Here is a 25,715-nt window from a genome sequence, read left to right on the forward strand (position 1 = left end):
CACGTTCAGTGCTTTCCGCGGCTGCTCTCACCGATGTTTTGCGTCGCCGCCTTGGCCTCCTGCATGTTGTCCATGGCGAAGCCCTGGGCCTTCTTGATGCCCATGATCTCCTGAAGCCGGCCGCCGCTGATGCCGGCGATGGCCTGGCCGATGGCGTTGAACGTCTCCGTCACGGATTTCACGCTCTTGCGGTACTCAGGGCCCACTTCATTCGCGAAGTCGTCGTCGATTCCGTACCAGTCCGAGTACGGCTCCAAGGCGGACGTGAAGTCGGAACCCAGGGACGCGGCCTGCTTGGCGAAGCGCTCATTCTCGTCGAGGAAGCTCTGTAGCCGACCGGGGTCGGCCTCGAACTTGTCGTCGTATCCGAAACTCATCGTGCTACCTCTTCTCCCCGTCCTCATGGATCTCGTCGCGCAGTCCGTCACTGGCCCCGCCGCGTGCGTTCGCGCCGCGGGCCACCGTGTCCGTGAGCGGTCCGAAGATCTGGTCCCAGTCGACACCGGAGCCCTCGATGTGGGGCCTTTCACCCGCGGTCTCGGACAGTGGCTGGAAGGTGTCCAGCACCGTCTGCGCCATCTGCGCCTGCGCCTGCCGGGCCGCCTCCATCACGGACGCCGACAACTGCGCGGCGCCCATGGTCCGGTACTTGCCGTCGAGGAACTTCACCTCTCTCAGCTGCCCCTGTGCGCTGACCGTGACCTCCACGCTGCGGTCGCGGGAGCGCACGGTGACCGACGCGGTGCTCAGCCGCTCCTGCGCGTGCGCCACGGCCTTCTGGGTCTCCTCCAGCTTGGCCACGGCCTTGGCCAGCCGGTCTTTGATCGGTTCGGTCACGTCCGTCCTTCCCTCGCTCCGCCCACTGTGCTCAACGTCCGATCACGGCGGGCGCGCCGCCCTCGTCCGTACCCCAGACGTCCTCGTCCTCCTCCATCCAGGAGGCGCGTTCGCGGTCGCCGGACTCGGTCTGCTGACCGCCGCCCATGCCGCCGCCACCGGGCGGCATGAAGGGCATGCCGCCGGACATGGTGGAGGTGCCGCCCCGGCTCGCGACGGGCACCTCCTCCTCCTGATAGCTGCCCCTGGACTGGCTGGGGGCGCGCCGGGTGAGGGGCTGCCCGTCGTCCATGACGCCGCGGACGCGCTCGTGCTCGCTCGAACCGCCGCTGGTCATGCCGTTCATGTGGGTGCCCGGGGGCAGCATCGGCATACCACCGCCGGACCCACTGCCGGAGCCCAGTCCGTGCTGGGACGGGTCGCCGGAGCCGGGGAGCTGGTCGTACAGCTCCTCCTCGTAGCCCTCGCCGTTGTACGAGGGCGAGTACACCGAGCCGCCGTGTGAGCCGCCGGGGAGGGATGCGCCACCGAGCTCGCTGGGGAGTGTCTGGCCGCGTTCGATCGGGGTGGTGGTGGTCGTGCCGTCGGGCTGGTGGTTGGTGAGCGTCCCCTTGTCCGGGTCCAGGACGCTGCTGCTGCCGTCGGGGAACTCGGTGGTGAGGGTGCCGTCGCGGCCCATGGTGGTGGTGGAGCCGTCGCTGTTGGTGATCGAGTGTCCGGGGCTCAGCGAGTCGGAGATGTGGGAACCGTCGGGCAGGGTCGTCGAGACGTCGCCGCCGGGCAAATCGATGGTCCGGGAGCTGCCGTCCGGGGAGTCCAGGGTGACCGACCCGTCGGGGTTGAGGGTGGTCGTGGCGCCGTTGTCACCGGGGAGTCCGGAGTCCAGACCGGGGTCGCCGATCCCCCGCCCGCCGCCGAGTCCGAGTCCGTCGGACTGCTTGTTGAACTGCTCCTCGGCTTCCTTCTGCTTCTGCTCCTGCTCTGCCTCCAACTCCTGCTGGCGCTTCTCGGCTTCCTGTTCCTTCTGCTCCTGCTTGCTCTCCTGCTCGGCCTGCTTCTGTTCGGCTTCCTGTTCCTTCTGCTCCTGCTTGGTCTCCTGCTCCTGCTGGAGCTGTTCGGCCTTCTTCTCCTGCTCGGCCTGCTTCTGCTCGGCCTCCTTCTCCTTCTGCTCCTGCTTGGCCTCCTGCTCCTGCTGAAGCTGTTCGGCCTTCTTCTCCTGCTCGGCCTGCTTCTGCTCGGCTTCCTGTTCCTTCTGCTCCTGCTTGGCCTCCTGCTCCGCCTGCTTCTGCTCCGCCTCCTTCTCCTTCTCCGCCTGCTTGGCCTCCTGCTCGGCCTGCTTGGCTTCGTACTCGCTCTCGGTCTGAATCTGCTTCTGCTCGGCCTCCTTTTCCTTCTCAGCCTGCTTCTGCTCGGCTTCCTGTTCCTTCTGTTCGGCCTTCTTCTCCTGCTCGGCCTGCTTCTGCTCCGCCTCCTGTTCCTTCTGCTCCTGCTTGGCCTCCTGCTCCGCCTGCTTGCGTTCCTGTTCCTTCTTCTGCTGATCTCGCTCGGCTCGTGCCGTATTAGTAGCAATAACCTGCTGTTGTTCCTGATCCTGCTGCCGCTGCTCGGCCTTCTGCTCCTGCTCGGCCTGCTTCTGCTCGGCCTCCTTCTCCTTCTCCTCCTGCTTGGCCTCCTGCTCCGCCTGCTTCTGCTCCGCCTCCTGTTCCTTCTCCGCCTGCTTGGTCTCCTGCTCCTGCTCCTTCTGATCGGCCTTCTGCTCCTGCTCGGCCTGTTTCTGCTCGGCCTCCTTCTCCTTCTCCTCCTGCTTGGCCTCCTGCTCGGCCTGCTTCTGCTCCGCCTCCTTCTCCTTCTCCGCCTGCTTCTGCTCGGCCTCCTTCTCCTTCTCCTCCTGCTTGGCCTCCTGCTCGGCCTGCTTCTGATCGGCCCTCTTCTCGGCCTCCTCCTGCTTCTTGTCCTGCTCCTTCTGCCTCTCGTCCGCCTTGCGATCGGCCTCTTCCTGGCGCTGATCGGCCTTCTTCTGCGCCTCGTCGGCCTTCTTCTCCGCCTCCTCCTGCTTCTTCTTCTGTTCGTCCCTGTCGTGCGCGGCCTGGTCCTTGGAGAAGTGCTGGCTCAGGCTGGTGGTCTCGGTGTTGATCTTCTCGGGGAACTTCTGGTCGTTGATGGAGTTCTGTACGTCGATCAGGGCCTGCTTACCGGCCGTGCCCAGGACGTCGATGACGCTCTGCTGCCAGCGCCGGATGGCCTCCTCACCGATCTTCTTCCAGGTCCCCTTCTCCTCCAGCGGCCCGTATTTCCTGTCCCCGCCGTAGAAGCCGTCGTACTTGACCTTGTGGTGTCCCCTGGGTCCTATGCCGTGGTAGCTCTTGTTCAGTTCATACCGGACCTTCTTGATGTTGTTTTCCCACACCTCTTTGGTGACTTCGAGCAGGATGTCGTGCAGCCAACGCAGCGGGTTGCCCGTCAACAGCTGCCAGGTGTCCCACTTGCCGTGCAGCTTGCGTACGGCATTCTCGATGTCCGTCTTGAACTTCCGCAGATCATTGCCGTATTTGGAATGGAGGCTCCCGCTGGTGGGGAACTGCTCGCTGTAGGTCTCGTAGTTGCGGGCAAGGCCGTGGATCATGTCCCTGAACACCCCCGCGGCCTGTCCCTTCCACGAGGCCTCCTCCTTGCCGAGGTCGAACTCCCAGTCCTGGAGGTCCTTGAGGCGGTGGCTGAAGAACTGGGATGCCCGGTCGTAGGCCTCGGCCGCCCTCGTGAACGACTCGAGGTCCACGGCGTTCTTGTTCTCGACCCGGAGGTCGTTCCAGTGGAAATCGATGGTGCTGCCGTGGTTCGCCAGCCAGTCCAGCGCCCTGCCGGTGCCGTAGCTGTACTGGGCGAGCGCTCTGTTGTTCCAGACCGTGTCCTTGCTCTGACTCTGGAAATCCTTGCCGAGCTTGCTCTTGAACTCGCCGCCCTCACCACCACCGCCCGCCGGGGGCGAGTCGGTGCTCGCGGTGCCCAGCAGGGTGATCCGGGCCTTCTTCATTTTCACCTTGGTGCCCACCGAGGCGTCCCCGATCGAGCCACCCTTCCCGGAGTAGAAGGGCACCACGAAGTCGGTGTTCTCGATGCGCCACCCGGAGTTCTCGGTGCGCCAGCTCATCTCGTTGACCGCGTCGAGCGTGGCGTTGGACGGCGCACCGCCCATGTCAGAGAACTCCACCCGCATCAGTGGGATCTCATCGTTGCCGAGCAGGTCGTTGAAGAGAGTTGATCTCGGCGGCGTGTCGTATCCCGTCAGCACCTTGACAGCGGTGTGCCAGTAGTCATCAGTGGAATGAGCGGGAAAGACGGACTTCTCTTCGGCCACGATGTGACATCTCCGGGAGGTTGGACGGTGGGCTGAGGCGGGAGCGCGGGACGGTCACACCCTCATTCGTCGTCCTTGTCCTTGCCGCCGCCGGCCCCGCCACCGCTGAGATCGCTGTCCACGTCCTCGAACACATCCAGGAAGTCCTGGCCGTCGATCGACAGCAGATTGTCGTTCTGCGCCTTGAAGAGGGTGTCGATGGTGTCCCGCAGATTGTCCTCGACGTCCTTGAAGAGCTTGGTCTGCTCCTCGTAGAGGGTCGTCAGATCAGTGGCGGTCTTGCCGACGGCCTTGTTGAGCTCCTCGCCCTTGCCGCCGAGGTTCTCTGCCTGAAGCATGAATCCGATGCCCAGCGGCTTGCCGGTGTCATAGGAGTCGAAGCCCTTGTCGGTGATGTCCGCGTCACCGATCAGCGTGGCCATCGACGGCCCGGTGGACGGGTCGTCCTCACCGATCTTGCGGACCTCGTCCTTGAAGGGCAGGACACGGTCGTCCAGGAACGACTGGAGTCCCGCCTTGTCCATGGACAGCTTTTTGGTATGGGAGTTCGGGTCTTCCTTCGCCACGACGTGTCCTTTCCTTCGCTTCCTTCGGGGGCCTCGACCGCGTGGAGCGGCGTCAGCGGCCGATCTTCACCGAGCCCCACATCTCGGTCAGTGACTTCTCGCTGTACTGGTAGTTCTCGGAGACCGAGGTCAGCAGGGTGGAGTGCTTGGTCAGCAGGTCCTCCATGGCCTTGACCGCGTTGTCCCATGCCGTCTGCTTCTGGGTGTAGACGTCCTTGTCGTCACCGATCCAGGAGTTCTTGAGCTCGTTGAGCTCCATCTCCAGGTTGGAGAGCGTCGTCGCGATGGCCTTGGTCTGACTGATCATGTCGTCGGCGGCGTTGCTCATCTGCGAGTAGTCGACGTAGATGTAGCCGTCACTGAAATCGCTCATTGCCTGTCCTCGTCTCGCTTCGGATGCGCAGGGGGTGGATTGCCGGGCCGCTCGGGTCAGCCGGCCAGGGCGTCGAAGACCGAGTCCGACGCGGCGTAGGCCTGGTTGATGGCCTCGTTGGAGGAGCCCTGCTGCTTGCCGTGCTCGGCGAGGGTCTGGTTCAGCGTTTCGATCATGTCCTGGACGTTGGTCAGGATGACGTCGGCCTTCTCCTCCCAAGCGGTGACCAGGTCCCTGAAGGCGCCGCCGTCACTGCCCTTGTAGTGGGCCATGAGGTTGTTCTTGGTGCTCTCGACGTCCTGACGGCACTTCATGACGCCACTGAACGCCATCTCCAGCGCCTGTACGCCGTTCCGTGTTGCGGATTCCTCCGACTGCTGCATGCCGTTGACGGCCACGGGTGTCCCTCTCGTCGTTTCGATCCGGGACCGGTGATGCTAGGCGTCGGGGTTTGTCTTCCCGCCCTCCTGGCTTGTCGTCAGATTGCTTTTGCTGTGTCCGGCCTTCTTCCGCCAGTCACAGCGCGGCGCCGTGACATCGGCACGGCCCTTCTCTGCGGCCTTGGGGTGCAGGTCAGGGCCGGAAGGGAGCATCGCCAGCATCAGCAGGGGCATCTCCCGCGGTGTCACACTCTCGTAACCCAGCGCGGTGACCGCGTCCTTGCCGGACAGCCGGTATTTCACCCCCGTCTCGGTGACCAGATAGACCGTGTTGCCGACCTTGCCGCCCCCCGCGCCCACGGCACGCACCAGCGCTCCGCCGCCCGGCGGCACGGTGATCCGGTCCACCGGCAGACAGGCCGCCGCGGCCACTCCGGACGCGTGCTGGGCGGTCGGGCCGAGATCGGGTGTGGCGGGCAGGGTGACGCCGACGCGGGTGCCGTTGCCCTCAGGTGTCACCCGGGCGCACAGGGTGTGGCCGGCGGGCACCGACACCGCCTTCGGCGGGTTCTCCGGGGACTCCCCCGGGCCCTTGGACTGCCCCGCCCCGGGGGCGAGATGGCTGCGCAGCGCCTCGGAGTTGAGGGTCACGGGCTGCGGGGAGCGGCCGTCGTACGCCTTCTCGCGGGTGCGTGGGTCCCCGAGCACCAGGGCCACCTCGGTCGGGGTGAGCGGCGCGAGGCCGTCCTCGCCGAGCACGTAGTAGCGCGTGCTCGCACCCGGTACGGCGAGCTTGAAGACCTGGCCGATCGTGGTCGTGCGGCCGCCGATGGTGGGTCCCTCGCCGCCGAGACCGGGGGTCTGCGGAGCGGCCAGGTCGGGGCCGGCGGGCAGCGCGTTCAGGAAGGCGGCCGAGACCGGGACCGGCCGGGTGGACGCGTAGCCGAGCGCCTCCTCGGCCCCGGACTTGCGGTCCAGACGCAGCCGACTGCCCTGCCACACCAGGTAGTCGGTGCCCTCCGGCCCCGCGACCAGCAGACCTTCGCCGCTGCCGAGCCCGTTTCCGTCGGCGTCGCTGCCGACGGCGAGCGTGGTGACGGCCCGGGGGCCGGACTTCGTCACGGCGGGAACGGCGGTGGAGCACACCTGCCAGGGGTCTTCGGACAGCTCGCCGGGGCCCGGCAGTTCGTCCGGCGCGCCCTCGATGCCTATCGGGGTGCCGTAGGGGGTGCCCTTGAGGGAGGCCGCGCTCACGGTGGTGGTGCCCATGTCGGCTCCGCCGAGGAGCAGGGCCGAGGAGTAGTTGCGCACCGGGCGCAGTCGGCCGTCGAGGTAGAGATAGCGGCCGCCGGTCTCCTTGTTGACGATGAGGTCGCCGGAGGAACGCCAGGAGCTCTGCTTGCCGGGGTTGATCAGGCCGAGCACGAAGGCCCCGGCACACAGCAGCACGGCGATGATGATGCCGATGGTGATGCCCCGGTTGGTGCGGCCCTGGGGGCTCTCGGGCGAGTCAGGGTCGGAGCGCAGCATGCTGGAGGTCAGCCGGCCCATGAGGAACATATGGGCCTGGACCTGGTCGCGTTTGTTCTGCATCGGTGCGGGTCCTCCGGACTATCCGTTGAAGGCGCGCAGCGCGCCGTACACGCCCAGCACCCACAGCGACAGGGGCAGCAGGCTGATGGCCATGGCGGAGTGCAGCAGCTCGGCCGCCCGGCCCCAGTACGGCACGAGGCGCCGGCCGGGCACGGTCCAGGAGGCGATGGCGGTCGCCGCGGCGACCGCGAGCAGCCCGGCCGTCAGCAGCAGCCGTCCGGCGGGGGTGGCCGAGGTGGCCGTGTCGTAGGCGAGCAGCCCGGCGCCCCAGATCCCGGCGGTGACGAGGGAGAGCCGCTGGAGGGTGTTGCCGAGGCCGCGGCTGTGCAGCAGCAGGAGCAGCGACAGGGCCACGACGGTGAGCGTGTTGGGGAGGCTGGGCTGGTAGGCGAGTCCGAACAGGCAGGCCGCGCAGATGGCGCCGGTGGCCGCGTAGAGCCCGGTCATCCAGCCGTCGGCGACCACGGTGCGGGCGGCCACGGCGGACGGCGCATGCGGTTCGATGCCCTCTTGGAGCTGCTGGGCGTTGGTGGGCAGGGGTGGCATGCGCAGCCCGGAGAGCCGGAAGGACATCGACGGGACGAAGGCCCCGAAGATGACCGCCGCCAGGGCGATGATGCCGGCCGCGTGTGCCGGTCCGAGGTCCCAGGTCATCATCAGCACCGCGGCCAGGACCGACGCCACCGCGACCGCCACCAGGGCGAGGAAGAGCGCGGCGAAGGCGGCCACCACCGCGACCGCGAGCATCGCTCCGCCGGCTCCGGCGGCTCCCGCGGCCAGCAGCCGGGCGCCCAGTGTCTCGTAGTGGTGCGGGCCGCTCAGCGCGCCGCCGGGCAGCAGCCAGCCGGCCAGGGCGAAGTAGGGCACGGCGACGAAGCCCAGCGCGGCGCCCGCCTCGGCGTCGCCGACGGCGCGGCTCGCGGATCCGGCGCCGCCGAGCAGCAGCACACCCGCCGCGGCCGCGGCCAGGGCGCGCAGCGAGCCGGAATAGCCGGGCTGCGCCAGTACGACGAGCCCGGCGGCGAGGGTGAGCACCAGCAGTGCCAGCAGCACCCGGCGGGCGGTCCGCGCGGTCCAGCCGAAGGGGCGGTCCGCCATGGTGGTCGCTATGCCGTCCACCAGGTCGTCCAGCAGGACTTCGGGCAGGGTGTCGGTGCGGGGGCGCAGATAGAGCGTTTCGCCGTCGAGCAGTCCGAGCGACTCCAGACTGCTGTCCTCCTCCAACGGCCCGCCACCGAGCCGCTGGAGAACCCAGCCACCGTGTTCCAGGCCCTCTTCGGCGAGCGTGTCACCGGCGTAGCTCACCAGAGTGGGCAACAGGTCTGCCACGGGTACGTCGGCGGGCACCGCGAGGTCGATGGACTTGGCGGGCGCGCGCACCGTGATGCGGCACAGCCCTGCCGTTGCACTTTCGGTCATGGGGAAACTCACGCTTCGTCGGGAGATCCGGGGGTTCTCCGGGGAGAGGCTTACGTTGGACGTGTGCGCGGATCGGTTGCACACTACTTGTCTGCACCGCCTGCTGCTTCGCGGCCGTCTCAGCGCACCGTAGAGTCGGATCGTAGACTCTTCACACCCCGGCCGGGGTTCCTGCCCCCGGCCTGGCCCACACGGCCCTGCCGTCTCCCGCGCCTGCCCGCTCACTCGTATCCCGCTGCCCTGCCGCGCAGGTCAGCGCCCGAACGCCGCCCCGGTGTGCCGTGCCGGGTGCGCTCCCACGGCAGCACCTCTAAGGAGACCGCTCACTTGAGTACCGTCCTGTTCCGCAGGCCCGCGCGTCGGCGCGGACCGGACATGCCCGAAGGCGAGTTGAGCCTCCAGGAGCCGCCCACGCTCCCGGAGGTCACACCGGACAGCTCGGCGGTGTGGAACTACCTCCCGATGGCGCTGATGTCGGTGTCCATGATGTTCATGTACATGAGGCCCGGGGGTTCCCGCAGCGGTGCGTTCATGTATGTGGCGCTGGGCATGATGGTGGTGTCCGCGGCCGCCATGATCCTGGGGCAGTTCGCGCGCCGGGGCAGTGAGCGCAAGCAGCGGCTCAAGGGCGAGCGGCGTGACTACCTCCGCTATCTGCGCCAGACCCGGCGCAAGGTGCGGTCCGCGGTGGTCGAGCAGCAGCGGGCGCTGGCCTGGCGTCATCCGGACCCGGGTGCGCTGTGGTCGCTGGTGGGCACCACCAGGCTGTGGGAGCGGCGGCCGGGCGACGAGGACTTCGCCGAGGTGCGGGTGGCGGTCGGTGACCAGAAGCTGGGGCTGCGGCTTGCTCCGCTGTCCACCAAGCCGGTGGAGGACCTGGAGCCGCTGAGCGCACACGCGCTGCGCAGTTTCATCCGGGCGTACTCCACCGTGCCCGAGCAGCCGATCGCGGTTTATCTGCGCACCTGGGCCCGGGTGTTGTTCCGCGGGGACGAGGACCGCAGCCGGGCGCTGGCGCGGGCCCTGCTGGCCCAGCTGGCCGTGGTGCACTCGCCCGAGGATCTGTGGATCGCGGTGTGCGCGGCCGACGAACGGCGCGCGGACTGGGAATGGGCGAAGTGGCTTCCACACAATCTCCACCAGCAGGAGTCCGACGGCGCGGGTTCGGTGCGGATGGTGGTGTCCTCGGTCAACGAGCTCGACGATCTGCTCGGGGCGGAATTCGGCGAGCGGCCGCCGTACGAGCCCGACGCGACGGCGGGGCGTGAGGAACCGTACACCGTGGTGGTCCTGGACGGGGTGACGGTCCCCGGCGGCCACCGGATGGACGGGCCGGGTTTCCGCAACGCGGTCATCCTGGACCTGGCCGGTTCGCTCACCTGGCGGCCGGGCCGGGCCACCTTGCGGCTGGATATGGCCGAGGAGGTGATGCGGCTGGTGCGCACCGACCGGGAGCGCAAGGAGCAGCAGACCCCGCTCGGCCGGCCGGACCGGATGAGTACGAGCACCGCCGTCTCACTGGCCAAGCGGCTCGCCCCGTACCGCATCGGTTTGGCGGTGGAGAGCGCCGAACCGCTGGCCTCGGACACGGAGCTGACGACCCTGCTGGGCATCTCCGACCTGTACCGTCATGAGCCGCCCTCGTTGTGGTCCCGGCGCACCGGTTCGGACCGGCTGCGGGTGCCGATCGCGGTCGGCTCCGACGGGACTCCGGTGGAACTGGACATCAAGGAGTCCGCGCAGGGCGGCACCGGTCCGCACGGCATGCTCATCGGCGCGACCGGCTCCGGCAAGAGTGAGCTGCTGCGCACCCTGGTACTGGGGCTGGCGCTCACCAACTCCTCCGAAACACTCAACTTCGTCCTGGTGGACTTCAAGGGCGGCGCCACCTTCCTCGGCCTTGATGAACTCCCCCACACCTCCGCGGTGATCACCAACCTCGCCGACGAGGTGGCACTGGTCTCCCGGATGCAGGACGCCCTCCACGGCGAACTGATGCGCCGCCAGGAACTGCTGCGCGCCGCGGGCAACTACACCTCCGCGCTCGAATACGAGAAGGCGCGCGCCGACGGGACCCCACTGGATCCGCTGCCGAGCCTGTTCGTGGTAGTCGACGAGTTCAGCGAGCTGCTCGCCGCACACCGCGAGTTCATGGAGCTGTTCGTCATGATCGGACGGCTCGGCCGCAGCCTCGGAGTACATCTGCTGCTCGCCTCACAGCGGCTCGACGAAGGCCGGATGCACCAGCTGGAAAGCCATCTGTCCTACCGGATCGGTCTGCGCACCTTCTCCGCGATGGAGAGCCGCGGCGTGCTGGGCGTACCGGACGCCTACGAACTGCCGCCACGCCCCGGAAGCGGTTTCATCAAGACCGGTGTGGAGGCGCTGACCCGCTTCCGCGCCGCCTATGTCTCCGGCCCGTACCGGCACCGCAGCTCCGCCGCCCACCAGGCCCGGGTGGCCAGCCAGGTGGTGCCATGGACGGCCGGCTGGGTGGTGCCACGCCAGGTACCCGATCTGCCGGTCAACGAGCCCGAGGAGCCGGACGAGGAGGGGGGCGACTCGCTGCTGTCGGTGGCCGTGGAGCGGATGCGGGACGCCGGACCGCCCGCACACCAGGTGTGGCTGCCGCCGCTGAACGAGCCGTCGACCCTCGACGAGCTGCTGCCGCCGCTCATCGAACACCCCGAGCACGGGCTGACCATCGGCGACGCGGCGCGGCGCGGCCGGCTGACCACAGCGGTCGGTGTGGTGGACCGCCCGTTCGACCAGCGCCGTGACGAGCTGCTGGTGGACCTCGCCGGCGCCGGTGGCCATGTCGCCATCGCCGGTGGTCCGCAGAGCGGCAAGAGCACACTGCTGCGCACCCTGATCATGTCCCTCGCCCTCACCCACACCCCGCGCGAAGTGCAGTTCTACTGCCTCGACTTCGGCGGTGGCACTCTGGCGGGCATGGTGAACCTCCCCCACGTCGGCGGGGTGGCCGCCCGGATGGACAAGGAGCGCGTCGGCCGGGTGATCGCCGAGATCACCTCACTGCTGGCCCGCCGTGAGCGGTTCTTCCTCGACCACGGCATCGACTCCATGGCCACCTTCCGGCGCCGCCGGGCCGCCGGGGAGTTCCCGGACGAGCCGCACGGCGACGCCTTCCTCGTCGTCGACGGCTGGTCCACCGTCCGGCAGGACTACGACCAGCACATCGCCACCTTCAACGCCATCGCCGCCCGCGGCCTGAACTACGGCATCCACCTCATCGTCACCACCGCCCGCTGGGTGGAGCTGTCCTCGGCGGTGCGCGACCAGGCCGGTACCCAGCTGGAACTGCGCATGGGTGACCCGATGGACTCCAATATCGATGTGCGCAAGGCGGCCGGGGTGCCGCGGATCGCCGGCCGCGGTCTCACCCGCGAATCCAAGCTGCACTATCTGACCGCGCTGCCGCGGATCGACGGGCGGTCGGGCGCGGAGGACCTGTCCGAGGGCGTGGCCGATCTGGTGGCGCGGGCCCGCGCCGCCTGGCCGGGCGAGCCCGCGCCTCCGGTGCGGATGCTGCCCACCCTCCTGCCAGCGGCCGAACTGCCGCCCGCCGAGGGCGATCTGCGGGTGCCGCTGGGGATCGAGGAGGACGGGATGGACACCGTCTGGCACGACTTCAGCGCCAATCCGCACATGATCGTGGTCGGTGACACCGAGAGCGGCAAGACCAATCTGCTGCGGCTGATGGCCCGCGCCATCACCGACCGCTACACCCCCGCCGAGGCCCGCATCATGGTGGTGGACTACCGCCGTGAGCTGGTGGAGGCCGTGCCCGACGCATACCGGCTGGGGCACGCCGTCTCCATCGACGCGCTCAAGGAACTGGTCGACGGGGCGGCACGCGCCGTACGGACCAGGGTGCCGGGTCCCGATATCGCCCCCGCGCGGATGCGGCTGTGCGACTGGTGGACCGGGCCGCGGCTGTTCGTCCTGGTCGACGACTACGACATGGTCGGTGGCGGCGGTCCGCTCAACCAGCCGTTCTCCCCGCTGATGGACCATCTCGCCCTGGGCTACGAGGTGGGGATGCACCTGGTGGTCGCGCGCTCGGCGGCGGGTGCGGGCCGCGGGCTGAACGATCCGCTGATGCGACGGCTCCAGGAGGTCAACTCGCCCGGGATCCTGCTGTCCTGCCCGCCGTCGGAAGGCTATGTGTTCGGCAACATCAAGGGCCGCAACCTGCTGCCGGGACGTGGTGTGCGGATCGCCCGCCGGAAGAGCGTGCAGATCCAGACGGCGCTGATGGACTCGGATCCGGTCCGCCCGGACACCACCGGTGGGGGCCCGGACGCCACGGGGCCGCGGACCTCATGACGAACCGCCTGAGTCCCGCGGACGCGGGGGGACGCGCCGGGCGCGCCCCCCGCGTCCGGGGTGTTCCCCGCGGCCTGCGGGCCGGACGCGCCCTAGCCTGCCGGGCGCCAGCCACGGGCCTTGCCACGCGGGACGATCACCATCGCCGCGCCCACGAGCAGTACCAGACCCAGACCCCCGGCACCGATCAGCAGGGCCCGTTCGCGGGGGGTGCGGGACGCCGCCGCCGGGACGTGTGCGGGGCCGGGTGCGGGCTCGGCGGCCGCGGCCTCGGTGGGGAGAACCGCGGTGAGCCCCGCGTAGGTGTCCAGCCGGGGCGCCTCATCGGGGTAGGCGGCCCGCAGCAGCCGGTGCGAGACCTCCGTGGCGGAGAGTTCGGGGTGGTAGGCGCGGATCAGGGCCGCCGCCCCCGCGACATGCGCGGCGGCCAGCGACGCACCCGAACCGATGAAGTGGCCACGGCCCTTGGCCCCGATGCCCACCACCGCGTCACCGGGCGCGGCGAGATCGGCGTCGAGCGCGGCGGGCGCGTCCTTCGGACGGCCTCCTGCGGGTCCGAAGTCCACGACGGACAGCACCCGGGAGACGCGGGCCGGCCAGTACGCGCGGGCGCGGGTGTCCGTCTTCCCGTCGGCTCCCTGGGGTGCGATGTCCGGGGTGGCGGGAGCGACGACCAGCACATCCTTGGCGGTGGCATGGGCCACCGCCTCGGTGAGCTCCTTGCTTCCGGTGGTCAGGGTCTGGCCGACGTAGACCACGGAGGCACCCTTGTCCACGGCGGCCGTGATGCCGTCCGCGATCCGCTGGGCGCTGGGCGTGCCATGCTCGTCCGTGCCCCGTATCGCGAGGACACGCGCATGTGGCGCCACGCCGGTCACCGCGCCCTTCCCGGTGGGAGCGGCCGCTATCAGACCCGCCGCGAAACTGCCGTGGCCCACGCAGTCCTGGCCCGCGCCGTCCACGGCGGTGACCCGTCCGGACAGCGCGGGGGCGCTCTCACCGACGCCGGTGTCCACCACGGCCACCGTCACCCCCGAGCCCTGGGACAGCTGCCAGGAACGGGAGAGCTGGAGCGCCTGGCGGGTCCATGGCTGGGTGTCGGCGGTCTTGGCGGAGGCGGTCGCACACGCGTCGTCGGCGCCCATCCGCAGGCGCAGGGGGGGAAGGCTCACCGGGTCACCGGTGTCGGCATGGACTGGCTGGGGCAGCACCAAAGCGGGAATCGCGGCTGCCGCCGCAATCGCCAGAGCGCGGCGGTAACGGTCGCATCGCATACGGCACATGATATGGGATGGGATCCTTGGACCGGGCTCGGTCCCGCCCTTCACGAATCCAGGAGGACACAGCGTGTCACGGCAGGTACTTACGGTCGGCCCGGAACAGCCGGACGGTTTCCGGACCATCGGTGAGGCGCTGGCCACGGCACGTACGGGCGCGGTGGTCCACGTCCGTCCCGGCCGCTACCCCGAGAACCTCACCGTCCGCACCAGGGTGACCATCGTCGGCGAAGGCGACCCGGGCAGTGTGGAGATCTGCCCGCGGCGCGGCTCCGCGCTGACGCTGATGGCCGACGCGGTGATGCTCACCGATCTGACGCTGCGCGGCGGCGGCGAGGACGTGGCCGTGGTCGATGTGCCACGCGGCCAGGTCGCCATGGACCGCTGCACCGTGATCGGTTCGGGGTGGACGGCGGTGCTCGCCCGGAACACCGGCTCGCTGGCGATGCGCGGCTGCCGGGTCACCAACCGCGAGGGCGCCGGGATCGTGGACACCTCCGAGACCGGCAGCGCCATCGAGGACTGTGTCCTGGAGAACCTCGGCACCTCGGCCGTGGTCCTCAGCGAGAACGCGCGCTCCACCATCCGCGACTGCCGGATGCGGGACGCCCGGGGCAACGGTGTGCTGGCCAACGGCGAGGCACAGGGGTCCATCGAGTCCTGTGACATCACCGGCACCGACAAGCCCGCGATCGCCCTGGAGGGCAACAGCACCACCCGGGTGGTGCGCACCACGGTCCGGGACACCGCCGTCGGGGTCTATCTGACCAGCGCCTCCCGGCCCACTCTGGAAGAGGTGACGGTGTCCGGCACCTCCGGGCCCGGGATCGCCCTGTCCTCAGGGGCCGATCCGCTGCTGCGCCGGTGCACCACCGCCCGTACCAAGGGCCCAGGTCTGGTGGTCTCCGAACGCTCCCGCGGCACCTTCGAGGACTGCGAGTTCACCGCGTCGACCGGGTCCGCGATCCGGGTGGCCGACTCCAGCTCGCCGTCGTTCCACCACGCGGTGGTGCGGGACTGCGCGGACGCGGCCGCGGCGGTGCTGCTCATCGAGGACTCCACCGCGGAGTTCGACCGTCTCGAGGTGTCCGGCGGTGCGGGCAGTGCCCTGTCGATCCGTTCACGGGCCAACCCGCTGATCCGGCACGCCCGCATCTCCGCCCCCGGCAGACACGGCGTCGAGGTGGGCGAAGAGGGCCGCGGACGGCTGGAGTTCTGCACGGTGGAGCGGGCAACCGACACCGGGATACGGATCGCCGACGGCGGCAACACCCAGCTCAGTGACTGTGTCGTGCGCACCTCCGGGGAGACGGCGGTGTCCGTGGGCGGCGAGGGGGTCGCCACCGTCCGGGATCTGGAGATCGAGGACTGTGGCGCCTCCGGTGTGGCCGTGGAGTCCGGCGGGGAGGCGTCGCTGGCCCGGGTGCGGATCACCGGCGCCGGAGCCCATGGTGTGCTTCTCGCGGCCGGGGCCCGCGCGGAACTGAACCGCTGCGAGGTGAGTGGCAGCGTCGGTGACGGTATCCGCGTGGACAGCGCCGAACCGGTCAGCGTCACCGGATGCTCGGTGCGCGACAACCGGGGCGCCGGGCTGACCCAGACCCGGGCGAGCGAGCGCCTGGAGGTGCTGGAGCTGACCAGCGCCGACAACGGGGCCCCGGACGCCTGGGGCGTCGAAGTGGCCGCGGGTGGTGGCGCGTCCGGCACGAACGACTCCGGCAGAGCAGAGCCCAAGGAGCCCCTGGACGAGCTGGAGGCGCTGATCGGCCTCGATGGCGTCAAGCACCAGGTGCGCACCCTGGTCAACCTCAACCAACTCGCCCAGCGACGGGTCCGGCTGGGTATGCCGGTGCCGTCGATGAGCCGCCATCTGGTGTTCGCCGGGCCGCCCGGCACCGGTAAGACCACCGTGGCCCGTCTCTACGGCTCGATCCTCGCCCAGCTGGGGGTGCTGCCCCAAGGGCATCTCGTCGAGGTGTCCCGCGCCGATCTGGTGGCGCAGGTCATCGGCGGTACGGCCATCAAGACCACCGAGGCGTTCAACGAGGCCATCGGGGGTGTGCTGTTCATCGACGAGGCGTACACCCTCACCCCCGAGGGCGGCAGTTCCAATGACTTCGGCCGTGAGGCCGTGGACACCCTGCTGAAGCTGATGGAGGACCACCGCGAGGACGTGGTGGTCATCGCCGCCGGCTACTCCTCGGAGATGGGCTCCTTCCTGGACTCCAACCCCGGTCTGGCCTCCCGCTTCACCCGGACCATCGAGTTCACCAACTACTCGGTGGCGGAGCTGGTGACCATCACGGAGAGCATGTGCGGCTCCCACCAGTTCGAGCTGGGGCCGGGCACCACGGACGCGCTCGCCGCCCACTTCGAGCGGATGCCCCGCGACGCCACCTTCGGCAACGGCCGTGCGGCACGGCGGGTCTTCGAGGAGATGGTCGACCGCCAGGCGTTCCGTCTCGCCACCATGGCCGAGCCCGCCGAACGGGACCTGACGCTGCTGCTGCCCGAGGACATCAGCGACGAGTCGGTCGAGACGCAGTCGCCCGGCGAGGACCGGGAAGCGCTGCTGGCCAAACTCGAGGCCATGGTGGGTCTGGGCGCGGTCAAGCGCGAGGTCACCGATCTCGTCAGTCTGCTCACCACGGTCAAACAGCGGGAGGCCGCCGGGCTGCCCGCGCCACGTATCAGTCAGCATCTGGTGTTCTCGGGCCCGCCCGGTACCGGTAAGACCACGGTGGCACGTCTGTACGCCGGGATCCTGCACTCCCTGGGCGTCCTGCCGCGTGGCCAGTTGGTCGAGGTGGCCCGCGCCGATCTGGTGGGCCGCTACGTGGGCCACACCGCGCAGCTCACCAAGGAGGTGTTCGACAGCGCCAAGGGCGGTGTGCTCTTCATCGACGAGGCGTACACCCTCACCCCCGAGGGATCGTCCTCCGACTTCGGCCGGGAGGCGGTGGACACCCTCCTGAAGCTCATGGAGGACCACCGCGACGAGGTCGTGGTCATCGTCGCCGGTTACACCGACGAGATGAGCCGCTTCCTGGCCTCCAACCCCGGCCTGGCCTCCCGCTTCTCGCGGTATGTGGAGTTCGAGAACTACACCACCGATGAACTCGTCACCATCCTGGAGCGGCATGCGGAGGACTCGGGCTACTCCTGCCCGGCGGACACCATCGCGGCGCTGCGCGACCGCGTCGAGAGCCTCCCCCGCGACCGGTCCTTCGGCAACGCGCGGCTGGCCAGGCAGCTGCTGGAGAGCATGATCACCCAGCAGGCGCGCCGCCTCACGTCGAATTCCCGGCCGAGCGTGGACGATCTGCGGACGCTGCTGCCGGATGACCTGCCCGCCGCCGGTCTCGGTGTGCTCGGCTGACGGGCGACGGCAGTCGAATCGCTCGCTCCCCGAGGGGAGCGAGCGATTCACCGCGTGCGGGGCGTGCGACTCACGGCATGCGAGGTGGGGAATTCACAGCTCTCCGAGCCATGTCTCCCCCGTCATGACCCGGGCGCCCCGACCGGGGAAGATCCGCTCCACGAAGACCTCATGGACGTCCCTCTCGGCGTCCGCGCAGGCGTCGCCCAGGACGGTGACCCGGTAATCCCGGTCCATGGCGTCGTAGAGGGTGGCCGCGACCATGGCGCTCGTCGCCACTCCGGTCAGCACGATCGATTCGATGTGCTGGGCGCGCAGCACCATGTCGAGTTCCGTACCGGCGAACGCGCTCGCACGACGCTTGGTGATGACGACGTCCTCCGGCGTCGGCGCCAGGTCCGGTGTGACGCCCGTTTGTCCGGCTCCCTCGTGGAAGAGCGTGCCGGACTGGTGGAACGCGGTGAGCATCGTGTTGTTCGCGGAGACATCGATTCCCGAGGCGCGCAGTTCGGTGCGTACGAACACCACGAGGACGTCCTGCGCGGCGCGCGCCGCGGGCACCACCGCCCGCAAGGGGGCGAGGGCCGCCCTGGTGAAGGGGTAGTTCTCCAGGATGCCCGTCTGCATATCGCCGACGATCAGTGCGGTGTTGGTACGCGCGGTCACGCGATCTCCTCGTTGTCGTGGGTCTGTGACGGTGGATCCTGCGCGGCGGACCGTTCCGCTCTCCGTCCGGCCGTCAGCAGGATGACCAGCCCACCGGCCATGATGACGGCGATGGCCAGGAGCGCGTAGGTGAAGTCGCCGGTCGCGTCCGCGATGGCGCCGGTCATATAGGGACCGAGGAAGCCACTGAGGTTGCTCACCGAGTTGATCAGGGCGATCCCCGAGGCCGCGGCGGCACCGGTGAGGCACAGCGGCGGCAGCCGCCAGAACTGTGGCATGGCGGTGAAGATACCGGAGACGCTGACGCAGAACGCCGCGATGAACAGGACGTCGTGGTGGGTGAAGGTGGCGAGCAGCAGCCCCACGACACCGAAGGCCAGGGGTACCGCGGTGGAGAACACCACCGACCGGCGGGCCGCCACCCGTGCCCAGCCGAGCATGGCGACGATGGCGATGGCCGAGGGGATACCGGCGAGCAGCACACTGTCGACCTCTGAGATCCCGGACCCGTCACCGGTGAGGGTGGCGATCATCGTCGGCAGGAAGAAGGCGATGGGGTACAGGCCGAAGACCACGGCGAAGAAGGCGAGGGCGAGCATCCACACCCGTCCGCTGGAGAGCGCCTGACGCATCCCGGTGAGCGCGCCGTGTGCGTTCTGCTGGGCGGTTTCCAGGGCAAGTCGCCGCTGGATGGCGTCCTCCTCCTCAGGCGTCAGCCACCTGGCGTCGGCGGGCCGGTCCGGCAGGAGGGCGTAGATGACCACCCCGGCCAGTACGGTGAAGAGGCCCTCGGTGAAGAACAGCGAGCGCCACCCGGTGTGCCCGGTGAGCCGCTCCCCCCAGGACAGCATGGCCGCGGCGAGCGGCGATCCGATGATGCCGGACAGCGGAAGCATGATGAAGAAGGCGGACATGGCCCAGGCACGCTGTCTCCTGGGGAACCAGAAGGTCAGGTACAGCAGGATGCCGGCGGCCAGTCCGGCCTCCGCGAAACCCAGCAGGATCCTGGCGAGGTAGAGCTGACCGACACTCCGCACGGCGGCCGTGCCCATGGTGACGATGCCCCAGGAGACAAGGATGCGGGTGATCCATTTTCGTGCGCCGAACCGGCGCAGCATCATATTGCTCGGGATCTCCACAAGGATGTATCCGATGAAGAACAGGCCCGAGGCCAGGCCCGCTTGTCCGGCGGTGAGGCCGAGGCTCTTGTTGAGCGGCTGTGCCACATAGCCGAGATTGGCACGGTCGATGTAGCTCATCACGTAGGCGAGGCCGATGAGCGGGATGATGCGGATACCTGCTTTGCGCCACACCTGGCGCATGTTGACTTCGGTGGTGACGGGGGCGGTGACCTCGGCCATGGCGGGGTCCTCTCGGTGAGCGGGGTCCGAGGGTGGAGAGGTGGGGGGTTGGGGAGGGACGGCGGGGTGCGGGTTCGCTAGGGGCGCCGGGCGGCGCGCCGTTGCCGGGTCGCCGCCGTGTCGACCGTGCCATCGGGGGTGACGACCACTCCGTAGTCGCTGCTCGCGCGGGACACGGTGACCTTCCCGTCGAGCACATCCCGCAGTACCCGGTCGGGGTCGCGGGTGAAGGGGTCACCGTGTCCGCCGCCTCCGGCGGTGATGTGGCGGTGGCGGTCGCCTGCGGCGAGGGTCCGGACGACCTTGGCCGGGAGGAGTTGCTCCTGTGGGGTGCCGGAGTTGAGGACGTTGGACGACATGGTGCCCGGGGATCCGCCCTGAAGGCCGTAGGGCAGGTGGGTGCGCCGGTCGGAGCGGATCTGTACCTCGACGGTGGAGGCGAGCACCGTCATATCGCGGAAGGTCGACAGACCGCCGCGCCACCGGCCGGGACCACCGGTGTCGGGCAGATAGCCATAGCCGTCGATGCGCACGTGGCCGGACTGCTCGAGTTCCTCCACCGGCACATTGGCCAGATTGGCGCCGAGCGGGCTGATGCCGTCCACACCGTCGCGGTCCGGACGGGCTCCCCAGGCCCCGCACAGGATGTCCCACAGAACGCTGGTGGTTCCGTCCTCCCCGGTGATGCCGATGGCCACGGAGTCGGGGCCGCCGTCGCCCGCGGCCGGGACCCGGTCGGGGAAGACCGGGGCCAGCGCTCCGAGGACGGTGTCGATGATGCGGTAGGCGACCAGGCCCCGGGCGCCACGGGCCGCGGGCCGTCGGCCGTTGAGGATGGAGGCCTTGGGGATGGTGAAGGTGAGGGGGCGGTAGAAGCCGCTGTTGGCCGGGATATCCGAGCCCAGGGCGCCTTGGAGGGCCGCGTAGGAGGCGGACCGGGTGAAGGACGCGGTGGCGTTCAGGGCCGAGGCGACCTGGGGGGAGGATCCCGTGAAGTCCAGGTGCAGGGTGTCGCCGGTGATGGTGACGGTGACGCGGAAGGGGATGGGCGGCGAACCCATGCCGTCGTCGTCGATGAAGTCCTCGAACGCGTAGGCACCGTCGGGGGCTTCGGCGAGCGCCGCGCGCAGCAGGGTCTCGGAGTAGTCGAGGAGTTCCTCGTTGAGCGCGGTCAGACCGTCGGTGCCATGTCGTACGGCCAGTTCCTTCAGCCCTTCGCCACCGGCGTGGCACGCGGCGAGCTGCGCTTCGAGGTCGCCGCGGAGCAGTTCGGGCTCGCGTACGTTGCGCAGGATGAGCGCGAGGAAGGTCTCGTTGAGCCGTCCCGCGTCGTACAGCCGGGACGGCGGTATCTGCACACCTTCCGCGAAGATGCTGGTGGACTGCACCGCCATGGAACCCGCGGCCCAGCCCCCCACGTCCACATGGTTGACCACGGTGACGGAGTGGCCGATCAGCTCCTGCCCGGCGGTGAACACCGGGGCGATGGCGAAGATATCGGGCAGATGCATACCGCCCTGGTCGGGGTCGTTGAGCAGGTAGACATCGCCCGGCCGGATGGCGTCACCGAAGGTCCCCAGCACGGCGCTCATGGCTTCGGGGATGGAACCCAGGTGCACCGGACAGGTGTTGGCCTGCGCGATCACCCGGCCGGAGGGGTCGCACAGCGCGGCGGAGAAATCCATGCTGGACGCCACGATCTGGGAGTGCGCGGTGCGCAGGATGGTGATGGCCATCTCGTCCGCGAGTCCGGTGACGGCGTTCCGGTAGACCTCGAACGTGGCGGCGTCGCTGATCGGGCGCGGGCTCATACGGAGGCCTCCGGGGCGGTGGTCGTCCAGGCGATGACGATGTTGTTGAGGTGGTCGAGGCGGGCGGTGGCTCCCGGCGGTACGAGGGTGGTGGCATCCATGTCCTCGATGACCAGGGGGCCTTGCCGGGGCTCGGCCGACAGCGCGGCGCGGGGAATGACCGGGGTCGGCTCGGTGCGGTCGAAGCGGCACTCCCGGAGCGTCTCGGGGCGGGGCGCCGACGGCGGCAGGCTCAGGATCCGCTCGACGCTCACGGGGTTGCGCACCCGTCCGCGGACGCGGAGGTTGACGATCTCCACGAGTTCATCGGCCCCGTCACGGCCGTAGGTGCGGTGGTGTTCGGCGTGGAACCGCTGTCGTGCGGCGGCCATCTGCCCGGGGTCCAGCGCCCCGTCGGGGACGGTGATGGACAGTTCGAAGCGCTGGCCTCGGTAGCGCATATCGAGGACCCGCAGGACCTCGATATGCGCCGAGGGGTCCGCGTCGAGCAGGGTCTCGGTGACCTCCTTGGCCATCCGGTCGAATTCCGCGGTGAGCAGGTCGAGCGCGTCGAGATCCGCCCGGTGGGCCATGACCGCCTGCCGTTCGGTGTCGGCGACCAGCAGCCCCAGGCTGCTGAACAGCCCGGTGTGCACGGGGACGATGACGGTGTCGATGCCGAGCTCCCGGGCGATCGCCGCGCCATAGAGGGGCCCGGCGCCGCCGAAGGCGACCATGACGGCGTCCCGCGGATCGCGGCCGCGTTCGCTGGTGACGGCCTTGACGGCCTTGGTCATGCTGGACACGGCGACCTCGTAGGCCCCGCGGGCGGCCGCCGGGATGTCGACGCCCAGGTCCCGGGCCACCGGAGCGATGGCCCGCTCGGCGAGTTCCGGGCTGATGGCCACCCGACCGCCGGCCAGGGCCCGCGGGCTGAGGTAGCCCAGGGCCACGTTGGCATCGGTCAGCGTGGGGCTGGTCCCACCGTTGCCGTAGCAGGCGGGACCGGGCCGGGAGCCGGCGCTCCGCGGTCCGACGCGCAGGGATCCGGCGACATCGGTGGAGATGACGCTGCCCCCGCCCGCACCCACTTCCGCGATGTCGATGGAGGGCACGCGCAGCGCGTATCCCGCGCCCTTGCCCATGCCGCGGGTGATGTTCATGCCCCCGCCGACCTCGTAGTCGCCCGCGACGAACGGTTCGCCGTCCTCGATGAGGGACGCCTTGGCCGTGGTGCCGCCCATGTCGAAGGCGACGACGGAGTCGAGGCCCATGAGCCGGGAGAGCTTCTGGACCGCGATGACACCGGCGGCGGGCCCCGATTCGATGATCTGGACCGGGCGCTCCACCACCGACGGTGCGTCGAGGAGGCCGCCGCTGGACTGCATGATCATCAGTGGTGCGCAGACACCCGCTTCCCGCAGTTCTTCGCCGAGCGCGGTGATGTAGTCGTGGACCTGGGGGCCGACATAGCTGTTGACGACCGCGGTACTGGTGCGCTCGTACTCCTGAAGCTGCGGTGTGATGTCGACGGAGGCGGTCACATAGGTGCCGGGCAGGAGAGCCCGCAACTCGGCGGCGACCCGGCGCTCTTCCTCGGGACAGGCGTAGGAGTTGAGGAGGCACACCGCCACCGCCTCGATGTCCGCTGCCGCGATCTCACCGGCCACCCGGGCCAGTTCGGCGGAGTCCGCCGGGGGGTCGAGATGACCGCTGGCGGTGATCCGCTGGTCGATCTCATAGCGGTGGCGGCGGGGAACCAGTGGGGTCGGCCGCTGCCAGGACAGGTCGTACAGCAGGGGGCGGCGCAGACGTCCGAGTTCCAGAACGTCGCGGAATCCCCGGGTGGTGACCAGGGCGGTCCGTGCTCCGCGCATCTCCAGGATGGCGTTGGTGGCCACGGTGGTGGCGTGCAGCATCGCCCCGACCTGGTGCGGGAGCGCGGCCGCTCCGGACAGCGCGGCCTCGGTTCCGCCGAGGACACCGCTGCCGAAGTCCGGTGGTGTGGAGAGGACCTTCACCGGGACGACCCGGCCGCCCGGGCCCAGGGCGATGACATCGGTGAAGGTGCCCCCGATATCGGCGGCGACTCGCCAGCTTCCGTCGTGGTCGGTCTCGGCAGGTCCTGGCACGTTCGGCTCCTTCGAAGGTGGCTCTGGGAAGAGGGCGATCTCATAAACGCGATCTCACGAGTGATGGTTGAGATCTTTGGCGGGACCGAGCGCACTGCCCCGCGTCAGGGCCCCGAGCCGCCGCCCCGCCTCCTCGAGGCTGGCGGCGGAACCCCCGTAGACCATGCGGATATGGGTGTCCGGCCCCGCGAAGGCGTCCCCGGCGATGGCCGTCATACCGTGGTCCAGCAACAGCCGCTCCAACCGGCGCCCCCGGACACCGAGCGGGGTGCAGTCGGCGAAGACGAAGACCCCGGCGTCGGGCCGTACCGATCGCAGACCGGCACGCTCCAGTCCGCCGCGCAACACGTCCCGCCGGTCCCGCATGGTCGCGAACTCCCGCTCGAGCCACTGCTGCGGGCCGGTCATGACGGCGTGTGCCGCGGCCTGGGCCATATCCCCGACGTTGATGGCGTCCCATTCGAAGGCGCGGTGTACCGGGCCCAGCAGATGTGCGGGCGCGTGCACATACCCGACCCGCCAACTGGTGAACGCGTAGTTCTTGCTGAGGCTGGTGACCGTGACCAGATCGGGGTGGCGGTCGCGCAGCAGCATCTGCGGTACGTAGCCGGGTCCGTCCCAGACGTACCGCTCGTAGCACTCGTCGGAGAAGACGACCAGCCCGTGGTGGGCCGCGATGTCCAGCAGCCGGCCGAGCCGCTCACGGCTCGGCACATGGCCCGTCGGGTTGTTGGGATTGCAGATCAGCAGGGCCCGGGTGGCCGGGGTGACGGCGGCCGCGACGGCCTCCGCGTCGTACTCCCATCCCCGGCCCTCGTCGGACCGCACATACACCGGGCGGGCCCCCGCCAGGCGGATCATGCCGTCGAAGAAGTAACTGGGTGCGGGCACGACGACCTCGTCACCCGGTGACAGCAGGGCCCTCAGCGCCACGCTCATCCCGTGCTGGGCGCCATGGGTGATCAGCAGCTCGCTCTCCGGGTCCACGGCGAGCCCGTGGACGGCGGCCAGCCGTGCGGCGATCACCTGGCGGAGCTCGGGGGAACCGCGGCCGCGGCGGGGGAAGACCTCGCCCGCGGCCGCCCGCACCGCCTCCACGACATGCGGCGGCATGGGGAGCGTCGGCACCCCGCGGAAGGGGACCATGTCCACACCGCCCGACGGCGCCCGCTGGGCACTGTCGGCGACCGCGAGAGCCGGCAGACGTTCCAGCTTCATCAGCTTCCCTTCGCCGGGGGATGGATATCTGAGATCTCAGCCCAGCTCATACCCGATCACCCTGTTGCGCGGGGTCGGAGCGAGGGGCTTGAGCCGTAAGATCTCTATAACATGCCGTTAAGATCTCAGTTCTTAGCTGACCACTCGCGGGAACGCCACGTCAACCCCTCGGGAGCGGGAGATGAATCCGAGGCTCCGGATCTCAGGTGACGCTGATGCTGATCTCGGCGAGGGACGCGTGCGACACCAGCTGGTCGATGATCTGGTCCTGTGAGGTCTGCGTTCTGGCCCGCATGGCGGCACGGGCCGCGGCCGGGTCGCGGTCCCGGATGGCCTCGAGGATCTCCCGCCGCTGATGCGCGGAGGACTCCGAGAACGGCAGCGACGTCAGCGTGATCCGCAGGACCCGCTCCAACTCGTCGAAGGCCCGGGTGATCGCCTGGGCCAGCATGTCATTGCCGCACCGGTTGGCGATGATCGCGTCGAACTCGAGATTGGCACGGAGGAACGCGTCGATGCTCGCCGTATCGCCCGTCTCATAGGTAACGGACAGCAGCTCTTCCATCCGGGCGAGATCGCGCTCGGGGCAGCCGAGCTCCGCCGCGAGGCCCGCCGCCTCGACCTCCAGCAGCCGGCGGAAGGCACAGAGGTCACGCGTCCCCTTGAGGGTGACCGGCAGGACCCGGTAGCCCGAGCGGGGCAGCGCCTGCACCAGACCGTCCCGCTGCAACCGGGTCAGGGCCTCACGGACGGGCATCGTGCTCGCACCGGCCCGGCGCTCAAGGGTCGATTTGGTGACATGAGCCCCGGGCTCCAGCGCCAGTTCGATGATCTGGCGCTTGATGGCGGCGTACGCGCGCGCGGTGGCGCTGAGGCTCGGATGGTCCTCGCTCAGGATGGCGGGCAGATACTTCACGGCCCCACCTTACCGCGGCTGCGATCTCACACGTCCGCCGAGCGGATCTCAATCGACGGCGGGGCCGAGCCCCTGGTCACTCCGTGATCCGCGTGCGAAGCGG

17 protein-coding genes are annotated in these 25,715 nt (G+C 69.6%); 2 read left to right on the top strand and 15 right to left on the bottom strand.

Going from position 1 to position 25,715, the window contains the following annotated elements; genetic code table 11:
- Window positions 1-5: 5 nt before the first annotated feature.
- From AB0C66_RS13750 to eccD, 8 genes are all read right to left on the bottom strand, one after another.
- A complete protein-coding gene (locus AB0C66_RS13750) occupies window positions 6-377 on the bottom strand; it encodes a hypothetical protein (RefSeq protein WP_362436851.1) in 372 nt (123 codons plus the stop codon).
- 4 nt (window positions 378-381) lie between these two features.
- The gene (locus tag AB0C66_RS13755; protein ID WP_362436853.1) at window positions 382-837 is read right to left on the bottom strand and encodes a YbaB/EbfC family nucleoid-associated protein; all 456 of its coding nucleotides are present in this window, start codon (window positions 835-837) and stop codon (window positions 382-384) included.
- Window positions 838-868: 31 nt separating this feature from the next.
- Window positions 869-4,192 (bottom strand): AAWKG family protein, encoded by a 3,324-nt coding sequence (locus AB0C66_RS13760; protein ID WP_362436855.1) that lies wholly within the window; start codon window positions 4,190-4,192, stop codon window positions 869-871.
- A 62-nt stretch (window positions 4,193-4,254) separates the two neighbouring features.
- Window positions 4,255-4,758 carry a type VII secretion system-associated protein gene (locus AB0C66_RS13765; RefSeq protein WP_362436857.1) on the bottom strand — a complete coding sequence of 168 codons (504 nt, stop codon included), beginning with the start codon at window positions 4,756-4,758 and terminating at the stop codon, window positions 4,255-4,257.
- Window positions 4,759-4,810: 52 nt separating this feature from the next.
- A complete protein-coding gene (locus AB0C66_RS13770) occupies window positions 4,811-5,131 on the bottom strand; it encodes a WXG100 family type VII secretion target (RefSeq protein ID WP_362436859.1) in 321 nt (106 codons plus the stop codon).
- Window positions 5,132-5,187: 56 nt separating this feature from the next.
- Window positions 5,188-5,529: a hypothetical protein gene (locus AB0C66_RS13775; RefSeq protein ID WP_362436861.1), complete on the bottom strand. Its 342-nt coding sequence runs from the start codon at window positions 5,527-5,529 to the stop codon at window positions 5,188-5,190.
- A 39-nt stretch (window positions 5,530-5,568) separates the two neighbouring features.
- A complete protein-coding gene (gene eccB / locus AB0C66_RS13780; protein WP_362436863.1) occupies window positions 5,569-7,104 on the bottom strand; it encodes a type VII secretion protein EccB in 1,536 nt (511 codons plus the stop codon).
- An 18-nt stretch (window positions 7,105-7,122) separates the two neighbouring features.
- Entirely contained in the window at window positions 7,123-8,523 is a 1,401-nt protein-coding gene (eccD, locus tag AB0C66_RS13785; RefSeq protein WP_362436865.1) for a type VII secretion integral membrane protein EccD, read from the bottom strand.
- A 327-nt stretch (window positions 8,524-8,850) separates the two neighbouring features.
- Between eccD and eccCa the strand changes: the two genes are divergently transcribed.
- Window positions 8,851-12,873: a type VII secretion protein EccCa gene (gene eccCa, locus AB0C66_RS13790; RefSeq protein ID WP_362436867.1), complete on the top strand. Its 4,023-nt coding sequence runs from the start codon at window positions 8,851-8,853 to the stop codon at window positions 12,871-12,873.
- A gap of 92 nt (window positions 12,874-12,965) precedes the next feature.
- On the opposite strand, the gene AB0C66_RS13795 is transcribed toward eccCa, so the two are convergent.
- A complete protein-coding gene (locus AB0C66_RS13795) occupies window positions 12,966-14,147 on the bottom strand; it encodes a S8 family serine peptidase (protein ID WP_362436869.1) in 1,182 nt (393 codons plus the stop codon).
- A 73-nt stretch (window positions 14,148-14,220) separates the two neighbouring features.
- Between AB0C66_RS13795 and AB0C66_RS13800 the strand changes: the two genes are divergently transcribed.
- Entirely contained in the window at window positions 14,221-17,529 is a 3,309-nt protein-coding gene (locus AB0C66_RS13800; protein WP_362436871.1) for a right-handed parallel beta-helix repeat-containing protein, read from the top strand.
- Between the two features lie 93 nt (window positions 17,530-17,622).
- Here the strand turns inward: AB0C66_RS13800 and AB0C66_RS13805 are convergent, their stop codons facing one another.
- The 6 genes from AB0C66_RS13805 to AB0C66_RS13830 all read right to left on the bottom strand — a co-directional run bounded on the left by AB0C66_RS13805 (window position 17,623) and on the right by AB0C66_RS13830 (window position 25,612).
- Window positions 17,623-18,195 (bottom strand): cysteine hydrolase, encoded by a 573-nt coding sequence (locus tag AB0C66_RS13805; RefSeq protein WP_362436873.1) that lies wholly within the window; start codon window positions 18,193-18,195, stop codon window positions 17,623-17,625.
- The gene (locus AB0C66_RS13810) at window positions 18,192-19,556 is read right to left on the bottom strand and encodes an MFS transporter (RefSeq protein ID WP_362436875.1); all 1,365 of its coding nucleotides are present in this window, start codon (window positions 19,554-19,556) and stop codon (window positions 18,192-18,194) included. The genes AB0C66_RS13805 and AB0C66_RS13810 overlap by 4 nt, the downstream gene beginning before the upstream one ends.
- A 77-nt stretch (window positions 19,557-19,633) precedes the next feature.
- Window positions 19,634-21,367, bottom strand: coding sequence for a hydantoinase B/oxoprolinase family protein (locus AB0C66_RS13815; RefSeq protein ID WP_362436877.1), 1,734 nt, complete (start codon window positions 21,365-21,367; stop codon window positions 19,634-19,636).
- The gene (locus AB0C66_RS13820; protein ID WP_362436879.1) at window positions 21,364-23,478 is read right to left on the bottom strand and encodes a hydantoinase/oxoprolinase family protein; all 2,115 of its coding nucleotides are present in this window, start codon (window positions 23,476-23,478) and stop codon (window positions 21,364-21,366) included. Before AB0C66_RS13820 ends, AB0C66_RS13815 begins: the two co-directional genes overlap by 4 nt.
- A gap of 54 nt (window positions 23,479-23,532) precedes the next feature.
- Entirely contained in the window at window positions 23,533-24,696 is a 1,164-nt protein-coding gene (locus AB0C66_RS13825; RefSeq protein WP_362436881.1) for a pyridoxal phosphate-dependent aminotransferase, read from the bottom strand.
- Between the two features lie 202 nt (window positions 24,697-24,898).
- Window positions 24,899-25,612 carry a GntR family transcriptional regulator gene (locus tag AB0C66_RS13830; RefSeq protein WP_362436883.1) on the bottom strand — a complete coding sequence of 238 codons (714 nt, stop codon included), beginning with the start codon at window positions 25,610-25,612 and terminating at the stop codon, window positions 24,899-24,901.
- Window positions 25,613-25,715 lie beyond the last annotated feature (103 nt).

Source organism: Streptomyces sp. NPDC048636, assembly GCF_040650655.1.
In the GTDB taxonomy this organism is placed as follows: Bacteria; Actinomycetota; Actinomycetes; order Streptomycetales; family Streptomycetaceae; genus Streptomyces.